Consider the following 17,462-nt stretch of genomic DNA (forward strand, 5'->3'; position numbering starts at 1 on the left):
GCCCTGCCCATGTCGTGACAGGGCGAATAGGTCCGAGCGCGTTTCATGGCAGCGTCGATGGTCAGTCCGTGCCGAAGCGCCGCGGCTTCAGCGCCGCATGGAAGGTGTTGACCATCGTGACCGCGTCGAAGACCGGCAGGCCGAAGCGTTCGGCGATATCGGCGCTGAACGGCGTCAGGTTGGTGCACTCCCCGACGATGGCACCGACATCGGGATGCCGGCTCAGGAGATCGCCCGCGGCGGCGAGCACCTCGTTGCGCAGCATGTCATAGGGAACGGTGTCGTCGCCCTCGCGGATGCTGCGGACGAATTCGGAGCTCTGCGGCAGGCCGACGACGGGTGTGTCCTCGGCGATGCCGACGGCGCGCAGATAGGGGCCGTTCAGCACCTCGGCATTGTAGGTGAGGATGCCGACCTTCTTGCCAGTCGGCAGCATGCGCTCGACCATCGGCACCTGCAGCAGCGCGCTGGTCGCGACCGGCACGGAGCAGAAATCCGCGAGCTCGCGCTGGTAGATCGAGAGGAAGCCGCAGGTCGTGGTGATGCCGTCGACGCCGGCATCGATCAGCTCCTGCGCCGCGCGCTTGAACGGTTCGAGCAGGCTGGACTGGTGCAGCTCCGTCATGCGCGAGGGCACGGCGTCGTGGACGATCTTGTACTGCACCGGAAAATCCCAGGTGCCGGCGTGGCCGATATCGCCCGGCCAGCGCCGGAAGCGGCTGTTGACCATCAGGATGCCGACGGTGACGCCGTAATAGGTCTTCTGGCGAAGGTTGTTGCGCATGGAACCCTTCCGGATCGTGCCGCGTGGGCGTCAGTGGCGGCCGGCCGAACGCCGGAACCGCTCGTTGAGGAACAGGAGGCCGGTCATCAGCACCAGCAGCAAGGTCGCGACGGCCGCGAGCGTCGGATTGATCTGGAGCAGCAGGTCCGACCACATCTGGCGCGGCAGCGTGTTGAAGGAGCCGCCGGTCAGGAACAGCGCCACCGTCAATTCGTCGAAGGAGGTGACGAAGGCGAAGAGGAAGGCGGAGAGCAATCCCGGCTTGATGATCGGCAAGGTGATCCGGCGCAGCGTCTGCCACCGGCTCGCGCCCATCACCGCCGCCGCCTGGTCGAGCCGCCGGTCATAGGTTGCGAGCACCGCCATCACGGTGATGACGACATAGGGCACGGCCAGCACGGCATGGGCGATGACCAGCCCGGTCACCGTCCCGACCAGTTCGAGCTTCGAATAGAGGAAGAACAGGGCGACCGCGATGACGATGCGCGGCACGATGAGCGGCGAGAGGATCACCGCGAGCGCGGCGGTCTTGCCCGGAAAGCGGTTCCAGGCCATCGCGAAGGCCGCCATCGTGCCCAGCACCAGCGCCACGGCGCCCGAAGCCAGCCCGACGACGAGCGAATTCCAGGCGGCGCTGGTCCAGTCGGAGGAAGCGAAGACGGCCTCGTACCAGCGCAGCGAGAAGCCGCCCGGATTGGCCTGCACCGCATTGCCCGGCGTGAAGGAGGCCGGGATCACGAAGAGCGTCGGGATCAGCAGGAAGGCGACGACGATGAGGAATAGCGCGAGGCTGCTGCCCCGGCCGAGCCCGCGGAAGGCGCGTGCGGGAAGCAGCCAGGCGAAGACCGCGCCGATGCCGGCACAGAGGCTGCCGAGGCCGTTGACGATCGCCCGGCCGATCACGTCGAGAATGCGCGACCAGGCCGAAACCGTCCGCGCCGAGCGGTCGGCGGAGCCGCCGGCCAGGCTCGACAGTCCGACGACCCGGTCATAGGCGACGAAGACCAAGATCGAGGCTGCGAGCAGCAGGACCGAGAGCGTGCTGGCCGCCGGCCAGTTCAGCAACTCCTGGATCTGGGTGATGATCACCTGCGTCAGCATGGTCTCGCGTGCGCCGCCGAGCAGGGCAGGGGTGATGAAGAAGCCGAGCGAGCTGATGAAGACCATCATCGCGGCGGCGCTGATGCCTGGCATGCATTGCGGGATATAGATGCGCCAGAAGATCTGGGCGCGTCCGGCGCCGAGCGTCTCCGCAGCACGCGACAGGTTGCCGTCGATCGTCTGCATCACCGGCAGCATCGTCATGACCGCGAGCGGCAGCATCGCATGCGACATGCCGATCAGCGTGCCCGTGAGGTTGAAGATGAGCGAGGCCGGTGCATCGACGATGCCGAGCGCGAGCAGGAGCTGGTTGACCGCGCCGTTCCGTCCCAGGAGGATCATCCAGGCGAAGGTCCGCACCAGGAAGCTGGTCCAGAACGGCAGCAGCACCCAGATGACCAGCGCATTGCGGCTGCGGGGCGCGGCGTTCGCCAGATAATAGGCGACCGGGAAGCCGCCGACGACCGAGATCACCGTGGTCCAGCCGGCGATCTTGAAGGTGATCAGCAGGACGTCGAAATAGAGCGGATCGGAGAAGGCCTTGGCGAAGTTGGCGGAGGTGATCGCTCCGCCCTGGTCGAATAGCGACAGCGACAGGATCTGCCCGACCGGGAAAAAGAAGAAGAGCGCCAGGAAGGCGAAGAGCGGGAGCAGTGGCAGGAGCGGCCTTGCGCGGCGCAGCCGCGGCTGAGGCGCTGACATCGCGGGCTCGGCGACGGGGGCGGGTTCGTAATCGCGCGCGGACATGGCCGTCATGTCAGGCGCCCGGCGGCAGCACGATGGCGTCGGCGGCGGACCAGCCGAGCGTCACGCTCTGCCCGCGCTCCGGCAGCGGCTGCCCGGATGTCAGCTCCTTCGCGAGAAGGGTCGTGCCGTCGTCGAGCCGGACATTGATCTTGGTGAAGCCGCCGACGAAGACGGCGTCGAGCAATTGGCCGTGCCGGATGTTCTCATGCGCCTCGCCGTCGCGGATGAGCTTCAGCCGTTCCGGCCGCACCATCCAGTTGACCTCGGCATCGGTGCGGTGGCCGGCATCGGCCGCCACCTTGATCGTCGAGCCGTTGGCAGAACCGAGCAGGGTCTCCGTTCCGGTCGAAAGCACCTTCGCAGGGGCGATGTTGGATTCGCCGAGGAATCCGGCCGCGAACACCGAGGCCGGCTTAAAATACAATTCCGCCGGCGTGCCGATCTGCTCGACCCGGGCATTGTTCATCAGGCAGATGCGGTCGGACATCGACAGCGCCTCCTCCTGATCATGCGTGACGTAGAGGATGGTGATGCCGAGCTCGACATGCAGACGCTTGATCTCGGTCTGCATGTGCTCGCGCAGGTTCTTGTCGAGGGCGCCGAGCGGCTCGTCCATCAGGATGATCGAGGGCTCGTAGACGATGCAGCGCGCCAACGCGATCCGCTGCTGCTGGCCACCGGACAATTCGCGCGGCAGGCGCTCCGCGACATGGGGCAGATGGATGAGGTCGAGCACCCGGCGCACCGCCGCGTCGATCTCGGCCGCGCCCATCCGGCGCATGCGCAGCGGAAAGGCGATGTTCTCGTAGATCGAGAGATGCGGGAACAGGGCATAGTTCTGGAAGACCATGCCCAGCCCGCGCTTCGCCGAGGGCTCGTCGGTGACGCGCCGCCCGTCGATCCAGATGTCGCCACCCGTCGGCTCGGTCAGCCCGGCGATCAGCGACAGGAGCGTGGTCTTGCCCGAGCCGGATGGCCCGAGCAGCGTCAGGAACTCCCCGTCGCGCATCGAGAGCGTCGTCGGCTGCAGCGCCGCCACCTCGTTGTAGCGCTTGGTGACCTGTTCGGTTCGCAGCTTCTCCGACATCGGGCCTGCGCCTCAGCTACGGAGCAGCCAGGCGTTGAAGCGCTCGAACATCTTGTCCTTGTTCGCGCCCCACCATTCGTCGTTGCTCGGGATCAGCTTGCTGAAGTTGGCCGGCTCCGTCGGCAATTGCTTGGCGCGGGCGGGGTCGATGAACTTGAACGCCGTCTGGTTGGTCGGGCCATAGGCCAGCGCCTTGGTGTAGAGCGCCTGCCGCTCGCCATTGGCGCAGGAGGCGATGAACTTCTTGGCGAGCTCCGCCCGCGGGCAGCCCTTCGGAATCGCCCAGCCTTCCATGCCGTAAAGCCCGCCATCCCAGATGATCTCGACCGGCGCGCCATTGTCGATCGCCGCCTGGATGCGCGCATTGCTGGAGGGCAGGAAATCGACCTCGCCGCTCTGCAGGAGCTGCGTCGTCTGGGTGAAGCTCGTCCACCAGACCGCGATATGCGGCTTGATCGTGTCGAGCTTCTTGAAGGCCCGGTCGACATCGAGCGGGTAGAGCTTTTTCGGGTCGACGCCATCCGCCAGCAGCGCTCCTTCGAGCGTATGGATCGGACTCTTCGGCAGGGCGCGGCGGCCGGGGAACCTGGCGACGTCGTAGAAATCGGCCCAGTTCGAGGGGCGGGCCTTCATGTTGTCGGTGCGGTAGCCCAGCACGCTGCCATAGACGTTGGTGCCCAGCCAGTCCGGCTGCTTCGCCAGCGGCAGAAGCTCGTCGTAATCCGCGCCCGAGAACTGCAATGGCTCGAGCAGCCCGGCATCCGAGAGCAGCTTGCGTGACGACAGGGTGATCGAGACGACGTCCCAGACATAGGACTTGGCGTCGACCTGCGCCTTCACCTGGCTGGTCGGCTCGGAGTCGCGGGAGACGTTGACGAGCTCGACGCCGGTCTTGCGGAAGGGCGCATAGAAGGCGGGGGTGAAGCCGGTGACGTAGACGCCGCCGGGATCTGCCACGGTGATCCGCTCGGCGGCGGAAGCCGGGCGGATGATGAAGGGCGCGGCGATCAGGCCGGCGCCACCGCCGAGAAGGCCGCGCCGCGAAATTCCATTACGAACGAACGAGTGATCCGGCATGACATTCCCCTTTTTCTTGGAGTCAGGTGGAGAAATGGTCTTCGATGGTCATCTATGCCTGCGTCGAAATTGGAGACTGTTCTTCAAACAGGTCAATCTGTTTTTCAAAGCGGACGGATCCATCTACGCTCGATTCTCTGCTTCCGCGAGGGATGGAATGACTGAATTCGCGTCCGTTTGTGGTAGAATAATCTACGAATACGTCGTGTCCGGGCGCTTTCAGGAAAGCGATACGCTCGTTACGGCGGGGTTGGGAAAAGTTTAGCTGGATGATCGCTGTCCCGATGGACGGCATGCCAGCACCGGCATCTCGAATCCCGGGAACGACCGCCGCTATGCCCGGGCCGCCGCATCGCATGCGGGGTTCGACATGCGGTGCGAGAGAACGTCGATCGAGCCGCCGATCGCGCCGGCCCGAGGCCGGGGCGGACGAAATGGGCTCCGCCACTGTCCTTCGGCTGAGGAGCGAGGATGCGGCCATCGACTCCATCACATGGTCATTGTCGATTTCATGTTGTCGACAATACGCAAGGCATGTAGGTTTACAACATCAAATTTGCGCCGCATTCGATTTCGCATCGACCAGCGGTTCGACGGGGAGACGCGCATGAACAAGCCGGCAATGCCCGGTGGTGCCGTGACGGCGGTGAGCGCCCGGCGGCCGGCGATCGTCGTGGCGCCGAAATCGCTGACCCAGCAGATTTCGGACCATATCCGCTCCGAGATCATCCACGACAACATCAAGCCGGGCGAGTGGATCCGGGAGAAGGCGCTGACCGAGCAGTTCGGGATATCGCGGACGCCGCTGCGTGAGGCCCTGCAGATCCTGGCGACGCAGCGGCTGATCGAGATCATCCCGAACCGCGGCGCCGTCGTGGTCGCATTGTCGGATGACGAGATCCGCCATCTGCTCGAGGTCTATGTCCGCCTCGACGTCTTCGCGGCCGAACTCGCCTGCGAAAAGGCGACGCCGCTGGACGACGAGGCAATCCGCCGGCATCTCGCGACCATGGCGGAGGCCTATCATGCCGGCGACCGCTATACCTATTTCGACGCCAACCAGGCCTTCCATCTCGCGATTGCCGCGGCATCGCACAATCCCGTGCTGATCGAGATGCACGCGCAGCTCAATCTGCGCCTCTACCGCACCCGCTATCTCGGGGTTCTGCAGGCCGAGAACTGGGCGAAGGCCTTCAACGAGCACGAGCCGATCGCCGAGGCTTTCCTCAGCCGCAATGCGCCCGAGCTCGCCCGGCTGGTCTCGGAGCATCTCGGCTTCGCCTGGCGCATGGTTTCGTCCGACGAAGTTGCGAATGCGGCAGCGACGCCGGTCGATCTGGCAAGGACCGCCTGACTATCCGCTGACCTCCCGATCCGGGGCGACGACGATGTTGAAGACACCTGCACGACCGACCGTCGCCACCCATTGGGGCACCTATCGCGTGCGGATGTCCGAGGGCCGGCCCGCCGAGCTGGAAGGCTTCGAGCAGGACCCGGCGCCGTCTCCCATCGCCCGCTCGATGATCGGCGCGCTCGATGATCCCACGCGGATCGAGAAGCCGATGATCCGGGCCTCCTTCCTCGAAAAGGGCCATCGCGCGATAGGGGCAGGGCGCGGCGCGGAGCCCTTCGTCGCCGTGGACTGGCCCGAAGCCATCGCCATCGCGGCCGGCGAGCTCGACCGGGTCCGCAAGGAGCACGGCAACGGCGCGATCTTCGGCGGCTCCTATGGCTGGGCCAGCGCGGGGCGCTTCCATCACGCCCAGAGCCAGATCCACCGCTTCCTCAACGCCATCGGCGGCTATACCCGCTCCGTCGGCAATTACAGCTATGCCGCCGCCGATGCGATCGTACCGCATGTCGTCGGCGACCGCCGCGGGCTCGTCACCGATCACACCTCATGGCCCGTCATCATCCGCCACGCCCGGATGCTGGTGATGTTCGGTGGCCTGCCGCTGAAGAATTCGCAGGTGAGCTCGGGCGGGATCGGCCGCCATATCCTGGCCGAGAGCCTGGAAGCCTTCGCGGCGAACGGAGGCGAGCTTATATCGGTCACGCCGATCCGGGACGATGTCGAGGAGCGTTTCGGTGCCACCTGGCTGCCGATCGCGCCCAATACCGATACCGCGCTGATGCTCGGCCTCGCCCACACGCTCTGGAGCGAGGGGCTGCACGACAAGGCCTTCCTCGCGCGCTGCACCACCGGTTTCGACAAATTCCTGCCCTATCTCTCGGGCGAGAGCGACGGCATCGCCAAGACGGCGGAGTGGGCGGCCGCGATCTGCGGCATCGATGCCGGAGCGATCAGGGGCCTCGCCCGCAGGATGGCGGCCCAGCGGACCATGATCATGCTGGCCTGGGCGGTGCAGCGTGCGGATCATGGCGAGCAGCCCTGCTGGATGGCGATCACGCTTGCCGCGATGCTCGGCCAGATCGGCCTGCCCGGCGGGGGCTTCGGCATCGGCTACGGTTCGGTCAACGGCATCGGCAACCCGATCCTCGACCTCGCCTGGCCGTCCTTCTCGCAGGGGAGCAACGGCGTCGACGACTACATCCCGGTGGCGCGGATCTCGGACCTGCTGCTGAAGCCGGGAGAACCCTATCAGTTCAACGGGCAGGAGCGGCGCTATGCCGATATCCGCCTCGTCTACTGGGCGGGTGGCAACCCCTTCCACCACCATCAGGATCTCAACCGCTTCCTCGAAGCCTGGAAGCGGCCGGAGGTGACGATCGTCCATGAGAGCTGGTGGAATCCACTCGCCCGCCATGCCGATATCGTCCTGCCGGTGACCACCCAGCTCGAACGCAACGATATCGTCTGCTCCAGCCGCGATCGCCTTCTCGCGGCCTCGCACCGGGTCGCCGCGCCGTTCGGGCAGGCCCGGAACGACTACGATATCTTCGGTGCGCTGGCTGCCGTGCTGGGCGCGGAAGCGACCTTCACCGAGGGGCGGGCCGAGGAGGATTGGCTGCGCTTCCTCTACGAGACGGCGCAGGAGCGTCTCGCGGGGCTGGGTTTCAACCCGCCCGATTTCGAGACCTTCTGGGAGGAGGGGGCGCTGCTCTTCCCGGAGCCGGAACGGCAGCCATCCCTGTTCGAGGCGTTCCGGCAGGACCCTGCCTCCAACGCCCTGCCAACGCCGTCCGGCCGGATCGAGATCTGGTCCGACAGGATCGCCTCATTCGGCTACGACGATTGCCTGGGCCACCCGGCCTGGCTCGAGCCGCGGGAATGGCTCGGCGCCGGCAAGGCGGCGCGCTTCCCCCTGCATCTGATCTCCAACCAGCCCAAGACCAAGCTCCACAGCCAATACGATCAGGGCTCGCATTCCCGCGCCGCCAAGATCCGGGGGCGCGAGCCGGTCCGGATTCATCCGGCCGATGCCCAGGCCCGCGGGATCGGCGATGGCGATATCGTCCGCCTGTTCAACGATCGCGGCGCCTGCCTTGCGGCGGCGGTGCTGTCCGAGGCGGTTCGCCCCGGCGTCCTGCAGCTCGCCACGGGCGCCTGGTTCGACCCAGCGATGCCGGGTGTCTCCGGGAGCCTCGAAAAGCACGGCAACCCCAACGTCCTGACCCATGATCTGGGGACGTCGCGCCTGGGGCAGGGGCCGAGCGCGCAATCCTGCCTCGTCGAGATCGAGCGCCACGACGGCGATGTGCCGCCCGTGACAGCCTTCGATCCGCCCCTGATCGTCAACCGCTCCTGAAGACGCCAACCCGCGCGGAGATATCCATGCTGATCAAGAGAGCCGATTCGAACGGGCGCCGCAGCCGTGCCGTGGTGCATAACGGCACGGTCTATCTCGCGGGGCAGGTGGCGGATGACCGCTCGGTCTCCGTGGCCGGCCAGACCGCCCAGGCGCTGGCGAAGGTCGACGACATGCTCGCGCAATGCGGCAGTGACCGCACCAAGATCCTGTCGAGCATCATCTGGCTGAAGTCGATGGACGACTACAAGGCCATGAACGAGGTCTGGGATGGTTGGGTCAACCCTGATCACGCGCCGGCGCGCGCCTGCGTCACGGGCGACATGGCCTACCCCGATATCCTCGTCGAGATCATGGTCGTCGCGGCCGCGTGAAGGCCCCCGAAAGCAATCCGGCCGCATGAACCCTGGGAGACAGCCGATGCCTCGCCCGAAAGCGATCGAATACAGCGAAGCCAGCGATGCGGTGAAAGCCGTCTATGACGAGATCAAGTCGGCGCGGAAGCTCGACGACGTCAACAATTTCTGGAAATACCTCGCCAATGACGAGAAGACCCTGCGCCGGACGTGGGACAGCGTCCGCGAGGTAATGGCGCCGGGCGCGCTCGACCCACTCGTCAAGGAAATGATCTACGTCGCCGTCAGCGTGACCAATAATTGCGGCTACTGCATCGCGAGCCACAGCGCTGCCGCCGCCAAGGCGGGCATGACGCCTGAACAGTTCCAGGAACTGATTGCGGTCGTCGGCATGGCGAATGAAACCAACCGACTGGTGAACGGGTATCGCGTGCCGATCGACCCGGCCTTCGAGAGATAGCCGCGGCGGTCGTCAGCGATCGGCCGATCGCAGGCACCCGGCGGCGTGTCGCGCCTCCGGGGAATTTTCCTCCGAGCGCGAGGATGGAGCGATGCTTCGTGTGGGTCTTGTCGGGCTGGGTCGTATCGCCAGGACATTCCTGAGCCTGCGGACGGCGGAGGATGATGCGCACTGGCAAGTCGTCGGTGTCCTCAAGCGGAATGTCGCGGCGGCCGACAAGGTGGGTTTCCCTGTTGTCGACACGCTTGCCGGCATCGGCGCATTGGCGCCGGATCTTCTGATTGACTTCACCGGGCCGAGCGCACTCAACGCTTACGGAGCCGATCTTCTCCGTCTTGCCGACGTCTGGACGGTCGGCGCCGCGGCCCTCGTCTCCACGGCGCTCGAACGGGATCTGCGCGAGGTCGCGGGGCAGACGGGGCATCGCCTGCGATTGCTGCCGGGCGCGATCGGCGGGTTGGACGCGCTTTCCGCCATGGCGGTCGACCCCGACTCGACTGTTTCGATCTTGGCCTGCACGGCGTCGAATCCGGTCGCGTCGGGGGTGATCGATAATGCGCGCTCCGTCGTTGGCAGGAGCCGTGGCGTGAACGTCATTGCCACCGCCGCCTTCGCCTCGCGCGGCCTGGACCGGACGCCGGTCGATCACGTCGCGGTTGGCGACGGGGAGCAGCGCAGATTCGCCATCGAGGCCGACGGCGCCTACGGGTCATTTCGTGTCTGCATCGATCCGGTGACGGACGCGGAGCGCGGTACCGTGCTTGTGGCCGCCAGTGCCATCGCTGCCCTGCGGAATGGCTACCGCCCGATTTGGGTCGGCTGACGCTGTCTTCGTTGAAACGCTCGCTCGCGGAACGCACCGCGGGCGATGCCAGCTTGAACGGATATTTGCCAGGGCCGAAATGGGCGAAGACCCGGAAGTCAAGCCGCCCAAGGCGCGACGAAGGTTTGTGCCCGGTGTCATTCGATGCACCCTTGCCAAGGGAAGCGGTTGCGCTCGGGTCGCCGCCACTTCCTTCGATCCCGGCTTTCGTCAGGCGGCGAGGTGCCGGTTGAAGAAACTGGTCAACTTGTCGAACGGGATCGCGTCGACCTTGTCATAGAGATCGACGTGGCTGGCGCCCGGGATGATCATCAGTTCCTTGGGTTCGGCTGCGGCCGCATAGGCGGTTTCGCTGAAGTAGCGCGAATGGGCCTTTTCGCCGTGGATCAGCAGGACCGGGCGTGGCGAGATCTCCTTGATGTAGGTCAGGAGCGGCATGTTCATGAACGAGAGCGGCGTCGTCCGGGTCCAGGAATGGCCCGAGTTGACCGCACGCGGGTGGTATCCGCGCGGCGTCCGGTAATAGTCGTGGTAGTCGACCAGGAACTGCGCCTCGCCGCCCTTCAGATCGTTGTAGGGCGGCTGGTAGGTCGGGGTTCCGTTCGCGGCGTCGTCCCAACGCTGCCGGCTTAGGTGCTCCAGCGCCTGCGTGCGCTGCTCGAGCGTCACGCTGTCGTTGTAGCCCTTCGACATGACGCGGGTCATGTCATACATGGTGCTGGCGACGACGGCCTGCACCCGCTTGTCCACGGCGACCGCATTCAAGGCCATGCCACCCCAGCCGCAAATGCCGATGACGCCGATCCGCTCGCGGTCCACGGAGGGATGAAGCCCGAGATAGTCGACGGCGGCACTGAAATCCTCGGTGTTGATATCCGGCGAGGCAACGTTGCGGGGCTCGCCACCGCTTTCGCCGGTGAAGGATGCATCGAAGGCCAGCGTGACAAATCCGCGCTCCGCCATCGTCTGCGCATACAACCCCGATGACTGTTCCTTCACCGCGCCGAATGGACCGCCGACGGCCAGCGCCGCCAGCCGCCGGCCGGCCCGGTCCTTGGGCAGGTACAGATCGCCCGCCAGGGTGATGCCGTAGCGATTCCTGAAGGAGACCTTCTGGTGATCGACCTTCTCGCTCTTCGGGAAGGTCTTGTCCCAGTCCGCTGGCATGCTCTGAGCCTTTGCGTGGGAGAGGTTGAAGAGAGGGGTGGCTGCCAAGACGGCGGCGCCCGCACCGGTCAGTTTCATCAGATCGCGACGATCCAGGTGTGGGGTCGACGCCGGGGCTGTATTGGTATCCATCGATATCTCCTGTTCTTCCGTGACTATTCGGGCTTCAGCAGGCGTCGACCGTTGCCGATCAGCGCGATGCCGATGGCGGCCAGGATCAGGCTCCCCATGAAGGTCGCGAAGATCGACAGGCCATCGAGCAGCATCCCGCCGACGACGGCCCCGAGCAGGATCGAGGCCTGGATCGCGGCGACCATCAGGCTGCCGGCGGCCTCCGGCGCATCGTCCGCGTTCTGCGACATCCAGGTCATCCAGATTACCGACATGGCGGTGTTCATGGCGCCCCAAACCGCCAGGAAAACCCCGGCCGCGACGACCGAGCCGCCAAGCAGCAGGAGGCCGAGCGTGCAGCCGCCCATCAGCAGCGCGGGAAGCCTGAGGAGAGGCGCCACGCTGCCGCTCAGAAACCGACCGGAAGCCCAGGTTCCGACGAAGCCGGCGCAACCGAGCACCAGCAGCAGGATGGAGAGCGTCGTCACATCCGCCCCCGTCACCAGCTCCAGGAACGGGCGCAGATAGGTGAACATCGTGAAGGCCGAGCCCCAGGACAGCATCGAGGCGACGAGGCCGCGCAGGAAATACGGGCGCTTCAGCAGGCCGAGCATGGTCCGGACATCCTGCCGCTGGCGCGCCGGGAGTGAGGGCAACGCGAGCAGATGCCAGACGAGGTTGACGGCGACGATCGGCGTCAGCGCCCAGAACACCGCGCGCCAGCCGAACATTTCACCGAGATAGCTGCCGACGGGCGCGGCGAAGGCCGCCGCGATAGCCTGGCCGCCATACATCAGGGCCAGCGCGCGGGGCACCTCGCTCTCGGGAACCAGCCGCATGATCACGGCGGTCGCCAGGGCCCAGAAGCCGCCGATGCAGATCCCGAGCAGGGCGCGACCGAGCATCAGGACGGCGAAGTTCGGGGCGGCCGCGACCAGCGCCAGCGAGATCAGCATGAATGCCGTCATCGCGACCAGGATCCCTTTCCGGTTCAGCGTCCCGCCAGCGGTGGTGATGACCAGGCTCGCCGCCACCGCGAAGAGGCCGCTGATCGAGATCGCCTGTCCGGTCTGCCCCTCGGTCGCGCTCAGCCCTTCGGCCATCGGCGTCAGCAGGCTGACCGGCATGAACTCCGAGGCGATCAGCATCGCCACGCAGAGCGCCATCGAGAAGACGGCGCCCCAGGAGGCGATCGACTTGGTTCCTTCATGCGATACGGCGGTGACCGCCATGTTGCTTCGCTCCTGCATCCGTTGCTGCAGTGCAAAATAGCGGTTCAACCTTCGAACGATTACCCGTCTGAATTTGAATGAACTAATCGATGAAGTCGATTAATCTCGCCTGCGCCAGGACCGGGAAGCCTTATGGACAAGACCGATCTCAACCAGCTCAAGTGGTTTCAGGTCGTCGCCGAGGAGCACAGCTTCACCCGGGCGGCGGCGAAGATCGGCGTCGCGCAGTCGACGATCAGCTACGCCATCAAGCAACTCGAAGAGCGCATCGGCGTTCGCCTTCTAAGCCGCACCACGCGCAACGTCGCGACGACCGTCGCCGGCGAGCGCCTGCTCCAGACCATCACGCCGCGGATCGCCGAAATCGAGGACGAGATCGCGGCGCTGACGGCGCTGGGTGACAAGCCGTCGGGCTCGATCAGGCTGACGCTCTCCGACCACGCCCTCGAAAGCGTCGTGTGGCCGAAGCTGAAGCCGATTCTCCGGGACTATCCCGACATCCATGTCGAGCTGATCCTCGACAGCACCTTCCGCAACATCGTCGAGGAGGGCTTCGACGCCGGTGTCCGGCTGGGCGAGAGCGTCGAGAAGGACATGATCGCCGTGCGGATCGGCCCGGACTGGCGGCTGGTGGCCGTGGCATCGCCTGCGTATCTCGACATGCACGGCGTACCGCAACATCCGCAGAATCTGGTCCGGCACGTCTGCATCAACATGCGCCACGAGACAGCCGGCGGACTCTATGCCTGGGAATTCGAGAAGGATGGACAGGAGCTGCGCGTCCGGGTCGGCGGTCAGCTCACCTTCAACAATTCCTACGCCATGATCGATGCGGCGGTGAACGGCTACGGCATCGCCTACGTACCGAACGATATCGTGGGGCGTCAGGTCGCATCGGGCGAACTGGTCCAGGTGCTGGACGACTGGTCGCCCTTCTTCGACGGCTATTTCCTCTATTATCCCAGCCGCCGCCAGAACCTCCCGGCCTTCAAGGTGATCGTCGAGGCATTGCGCCACCGACGTCCGGCAGGTCCCTGAATCGTTGGGGTCCGCTTTCGGGCAATGCGCCAAGGTCAGCTCGCGGCGCGACCCCGACACGCCGGTGATTTTCCGGCGATCCCGAGAGCAAGCCTAGCCGTCGGATCCACCGGCCAAATACACTCCCAGGCTGCCGCGATCGACATGGGCGATCGGCGCCTTGTAGGTGATCCGGCCGTTCGAGATCACTGCGACCGTGTCGGCAAGCTCGAGCACCTCGTCGAGATCCTCGGAGACGAGGAGGACCGCCGCACCGTTGTTCCGTGCCTCGACGATGCGCGCACGGATGTCCGCGGCCGAGGCGAAGTCGAGGCCGAAGCAGGGATTGGCGACGACGAGCACGGAGATCCGCTCGGAGGAGAGTTCGCGCGCGAGCACCGCTCTCTGCACATTGCCGCCCGACAGCGCTCCGATCGGAGCGTCGGGCGAGGGGCCGGCGACACGGAAGCGCGCCATCAGCTCGCGGCCGGCCGCGCTGATCGCGCGACGATCGAGCCACCAGCCGCGCCGGCTCAGGGGCGGCTTCTCGAAACGCCGAAAGGCGATGTTGTCGGCGATCGACATTCCGAAGACGGCAGCGTTCCGCAGCGGCTCCTCCGGCACGACGAACATGCCGGCTTCGTCGAAGGCGCGCCGCGTCGGCACGAAATCGCGCCCGTTCACGAAGATCTGCCCATCCGTCAGCGGCCGCTGTCCGCAGCAGGCCTCGACCAACGCGTTCTGTCCGTTCCCGGAGACCCCGGCCAAGCCCACGATCTCGCCCGCAGCGACTTTAAGGCTCACGCCGCGCAAGGCCGGTCTGCCGTCCCCGTCCTCGGCGAAGAGCCCGGCGAGCTCCAGCGCAGGCTCGTGCGACCGCGGCATCTCGCGCCTGAGCGGCTGCACCGCCTTGCCCTTGTCCGGCCCGGGCGCTTCGCCGACCATCATCGCGGCCATTTCCCGGGTCGTCAGCCCGCGCCCCGAGCCGGCGATCCGCCCATGCCGCAATATCGTGACGGCGTCGGCGAACGCCTTCACCTCGCGAAACTTGTGGGTGATCATCAGCACGGTGATCTCGCCGCGCTCGGCCATCGCCTTGAGATGCCCGAGCATCTCGTCGGCCTCGGCCGGGGTCAGCACCGATGTCGGTTCGTCCAGGATCATGAAGCGCTGGTCGAGGTAGAGCAGCTTCAGGATTTCGAGCTTCTGCCGTTCCCCGGCCGAGAGTGCGCCCACGTTCCGATCGAGCGGCACGCGGAACGGCGTGCGGTCGAGAAAGGCATCGAGCCGTTGCCTCTCCGCTGCCCAGTCGATGACGGCGGGCGCGTTGCGCCGCGCGATGACGAGATTCTCGGCACCCGTCAGCGAGGGCACCAGCGTGAAGTGCTGGTAGACCATGCCGAGGCCGAGCGCCTGCGCCTCGCGCGGATTGCGGATCCGGGCCTCGCGGCCGTCGAGCAGCACCTCCCCTTCATCGGCGCGGTGGAAGCCCATCAGGCATTTGACGAGCGTCGACTTGCCGGCGCCGTTCTCGCCCAAAAGCGCATGGAACTCGCCGGCCGGGACCTTGAGCGAGACGCGGTCGAGCGCCTGGAACGCGCCGAACCGCTTCGAAAGGCCGATGGCTTCGAGGGCTGCGCCCCTTGCGGCTGGAATGGTGAGCGCCTCGGGCATCATGCCTCCCTCACCGGGTGATCGAGAGCTCGCCCGGCGCGTGCCGGGCGGCGCGACGGGCACTGCCCGTGCCGGCCATGACGAGGAGGGTCAGGATGTAGGGAGCTGCGTTGAAGAAATAATAGCCCGCGGTGACGCCGATCGACTGGAGCGCCGGTCCGAGCGCGCCGGCCGCGCCGAAGAGAAGCGAGGCGGCGAGGCAGCGCCGCGGCTGCCAGCGGGCGAAGATCACGAGCGCGACCGCCATCAGCCCCTGTCCCGACGACAGCCCCTCGTTCCAGCTTCCGGGATAGAAGAGCGACAGGAAGGCCCCGCCGATGCCGGCACTCGCCCCGCCCAGCGCAGTCGCGATGAGGCGCACGCGGTCGACGGCGATGCCGAGTGCGCGGGCCGCGGCCGCGTCGTCCCCCGTGACCCTGACGACGAGGCCGGCGCGGGTGTTGCGAAACGCCCAGTCGAGCAGAAAGGCCAGCGCGATGCCCAGGAGAAAGAGCGGGCTGACGTCGAGCGCGAGAGCGAGCGACGGGATGCCCAGCCAATCGCCAAGCGGGAGTGAGGGAAGCCGGGGCGCAGTCGGCTGGATGTAGGGCTTGCCCAGGAAGACGGCGAGACCGGTGCCGAACGACATCATCGCGATGCCGATTGCGACATCGTTGACGCGCGGCAGGCGGCAGATCGCGCCGTGGAGCGCACCAAGGGCGAAGCCGGCCGCCGCAGCGGCAGCCACGCCCAGCCAGGGATTGCCGCTATGGTAGGAGACGGCGAAGGCGACCATCGCGCCGAGCACGAGGGTTCCCTCGAGCCCGAGATTCACACGTCCCGACTTCTCGGTGAGGCATTCGCCGAGCGAGACGAAGAGAAAGGGCGTCGACACGCGGATCGCGCCGGCGACCATGGCCACGAGGACCGCGAAAAGGCCGGCATCGGTCATGGCCGCTGCCTCGCGCCGCGAGGCTGGAAGATCGCAAAGCGCCCATAGAGCGTCTCGCTGGTCAGGAGGGTCACGAAGATCACGCCTTCGAGGAGCGCGACCGTCGCGTCGGGGAGGCCGAGCCGCCGCTGGATCAGGCCTCCTGCGGCGCTGAGCCCGCCGAAGAGGATCGCGACCGGCGGGATTGCGAGCGCGTTGTGGCGGGCGAGGAACGAGACGAGGATGCCGGTGAAGCCGTAGCCCGCCACCAGAGAGACATTGGCGGCACCGTGGACCGTCGCCACGTCGAAGAAGCCGGCAAGGCCGGCGGCCGCCCCCGCGAGCAGGCAGCAGAGCACGAGCAGGCGCCCGACCGGCAGTCCCTGGCCGAGCGCGGCGTGCGGATTGCCGCCCGCGATCCGGATGGCGAAGCCGGTTGTCGTCCGGCTGATCAGCACATGGGCCGCTAGGCACGCGATGAGGCCGGCCACCAGACCCCAGTGCACCGAGGTGCCCGGGATCGGACCGAGCATGGTTTCTGCCCCGATCGGATGGGTCGACGGCTTGTTGGGCGAGGCTGGATCGCGCAGCGGACCTTCGACCAGGAAGGAGAGCACGGCGACCGCGATATAGGCGAGGAGCAGGCTCGCGATGGTCTCGTTGACGCCGCGCCGATGGCGGAGCACGCCCACCAGCCCGATCCAGAGCGCGCCGGCCGCCGTTCCGGCGATCGCCATCAGCAGGAGGACGAGAGGGGCGGGCGCCCAGCCGAGGAGCGGCAGGGCGGCGGTTGCGGCGGCGAGCCCGCCCATGACGAAAGCTCCCTCCCCACCGATGATCATGAGACCGGCGCGGGCGGGAAGCGCAACGCAGAGCGCGGTCAGGATCAGTGGCGCTGCGCGCTGAAGCGTGTTCTGCCAGGAAAAGGCCGTGCCGAATGCGCCCCGCCAGAGCAGCTGGAAGAAGGCGGCGGGCGACTGTCCCATGGCGAGCAGGATCGCCGAGAAGATCGCGGCCGAGATGGCGAGCGCGAGCGCGGGAACGACGACGAACTCGGCAGCCCGGCGGAGCTCGTCCGCTCCCCGCATCGCGAAGCCCGCCGAGCCATGCGTCGCTTGATCTCCGGAAACCGCAGGTCTTTCCATCTCGCCGCCATAGCTCCAGACGTTGCCTTGCGGAGCCGGGCGGAGGCAGAGCGGGCCGCCT

Annotated in this window: 15 protein-coding genes; 6 read left to right on the plus strand and 9 right to left on the minus strand. The window is 66.7% G+C overall.

The genetic code is table 11. The annotated features are described in order from the left end of the window. Window positions 1–61: 61 nt before the first annotated feature. From GGC47_RS18030 to GGC47_RS18045, 4 genes are read right to left on the minus strand one after another with little or no spacing between them, the layout of a single operon-like run. Complete coding sequence (locus tag GGC47_RS18030; RefSeq protein ID WP_142023179.1) at window positions 62–784, minus strand: aspartate/glutamate racemase family protein; 723 nt, start codon at window positions 782–784, stop codon at window positions 62–64. 30 nt (window positions 785–814) lie between these two features. Then, window positions 815–2,641 (minus strand): ABC transporter permease subunit, encoded by a 1,827-nt coding sequence (locus tag GGC47_RS18035; protein WP_429068581.1) that lies wholly within the window; start codon window positions 2,639–2,641, stop codon window positions 815–817. A gap of 1 nt (window position 2,642) precedes the next feature. After that, window positions 2,643–3,719: an ABC transporter ATP-binding protein gene (locus tag GGC47_RS18040; RefSeq protein ID WP_142023180.1), complete on the minus strand. Its 1,077-nt coding sequence runs from the start codon at window positions 3,717–3,719 to the stop codon at window positions 2,643–2,645. Between the two features lie 12 nt (window positions 3,720–3,731). Then, entirely contained in the window at window positions 3,732–4,796 is a 1,065-nt protein-coding gene (locus tag GGC47_RS18045) for an ABC transporter substrate-binding protein (RefSeq protein ID WP_142023181.1), read from the minus strand. Window positions 4,797–5,403: 607 nt separating this feature from the next. On the opposite strand from GGC47_RS18045, the gene GGC47_RS18050 reads away from it, so the two are divergent. The 5 genes from GGC47_RS18050 (at window position 5,404) to GGC47_RS18070 (ending at window position 10,145) form a co-directional block, all read left to right on the plus strand. Then, window positions 5,404–6,150: a GntR family transcriptional regulator gene (locus GGC47_RS18050; RefSeq protein ID WP_185748055.1), complete on the plus strand. Its 747-nt coding sequence runs from the start codon at window positions 5,404–5,406 to the stop codon at window positions 6,148–6,150. Between the two features lie 34 nt (window positions 6,151–6,184). Next, a complete protein-coding gene (locus GGC47_RS18055) occupies window positions 6,185–8,506 on the plus strand; it encodes a molybdopterin-dependent oxidoreductase (RefSeq protein ID WP_142023183.1) in 2,322 nt (773 codons plus the stop codon). A 26-nt stretch (window positions 8,507–8,532) separates the two neighbouring features. Further along, window positions 8,533–8,880, plus strand: coding sequence for a RidA family protein (locus GGC47_RS18060; protein ID WP_133560792.1), 348 nt, complete (start codon window positions 8,533–8,535; stop codon window positions 8,878–8,880). Between the two features lie 46 nt (window positions 8,881–8,926). Continuing rightward, window positions 8,927–9,322, plus strand: coding sequence for a carboxymuconolactone decarboxylase family protein (locus GGC47_RS18065; RefSeq protein WP_038363377.1), 396 nt, complete (start codon window positions 8,927–8,929; stop codon window positions 9,320–9,322). A gap of 91 nt (window positions 9,323–9,413) precedes the next feature. Continuing rightward, a complete protein-coding gene (locus tag GGC47_RS18070) occupies window positions 9,414–10,145 on the plus strand; it encodes a DUF108 domain-containing protein (RefSeq protein WP_142023184.1) in 732 nt (243 codons plus the stop codon). Window positions 10,146–10,355: 210 nt separating this feature from the next. Here the strand turns inward: GGC47_RS18070 and GGC47_RS18075 are convergent, their stop codons facing one another. Further along, on the minus strand, window positions 10,356–11,444 hold the full coding sequence (locus tag GGC47_RS18075) for an alpha/beta hydrolase (protein ID WP_142023185.1): 1,089 nt from the start codon (window positions 11,442–11,444) through the stop codon (window positions 10,356–10,358). Between the two features lie 23 nt (window positions 11,445–11,467). Then, window positions 11,468–12,655 (minus strand): MFS transporter, encoded by a 1,188-nt coding sequence (locus GGC47_RS18080; RefSeq protein WP_142023186.1) that lies wholly within the window; start codon window positions 12,653–12,655, stop codon window positions 11,468–11,470. Between the two features lie 132 nt (window positions 12,656–12,787). Here GGC47_RS18080 and GGC47_RS18085 point away from each other — a divergent pair, with 132 nt between their 5' ends. Further along, window positions 12,788–13,693 carry a LysR family transcriptional regulator gene (locus GGC47_RS18085; protein ID WP_429068582.1) on the plus strand — a complete coding sequence of 302 codons (906 nt, stop codon included), beginning with the start codon at window positions 12,788–12,790 and terminating at the stop codon, window positions 13,691–13,693. A gap of 93 nt (window positions 13,694–13,786) precedes the next feature. Here GGC47_RS18085 and GGC47_RS18090 read toward each other — a convergent pair whose 3' ends face one another. Genes GGC47_RS18090 through GGC47_RS18100 form a run of 3 tightly spaced genes read right to left on the minus strand, consistent with a single transcriptional unit; the run spans window position 13,787 to window position 17,344 of the window. Next, window positions 13,787–15,349 (minus strand): ABC transporter ATP-binding protein, encoded by a 1,563-nt coding sequence (locus GGC47_RS18090; protein ID WP_429068583.1) that lies wholly within the window; start codon window positions 15,347–15,349, stop codon window positions 13,787–13,789. Window positions 15,350–15,356: 7 nt separating this feature from the next. Continuing rightward, the gene (locus tag GGC47_RS18095; RefSeq protein ID WP_142023188.1) at window positions 15,357–16,277 is read right to left on the minus strand and encodes an ABC transporter permease; all 921 of its coding nucleotides are present in this window, start codon (window positions 16,275–16,277) and stop codon (window positions 15,357–15,359) included. Next, a complete protein-coding gene (locus tag GGC47_RS18100) occupies window positions 16,274–17,344 on the minus strand; it encodes an ABC transporter permease (RefSeq protein WP_248311171.1) in 1,071 nt (356 codons plus the stop codon). Before GGC47_RS18100 ends, GGC47_RS18095 begins: the two co-directional genes overlap by 4 nt. Window positions 17,345–17,462: the final 118 nt, after the last annotated feature.

The sequence above is a fragment of the Allobosea sp. OAE752 genome, from assembly GCF_050433265.1.
In the GTDB taxonomy this organism is placed as follows: domain Bacteria; phylum Pseudomonadota; class Alphaproteobacteria; order Rhizobiales; family Beijerinckiaceae; genus Allobosea; species Allobosea spartocytisi.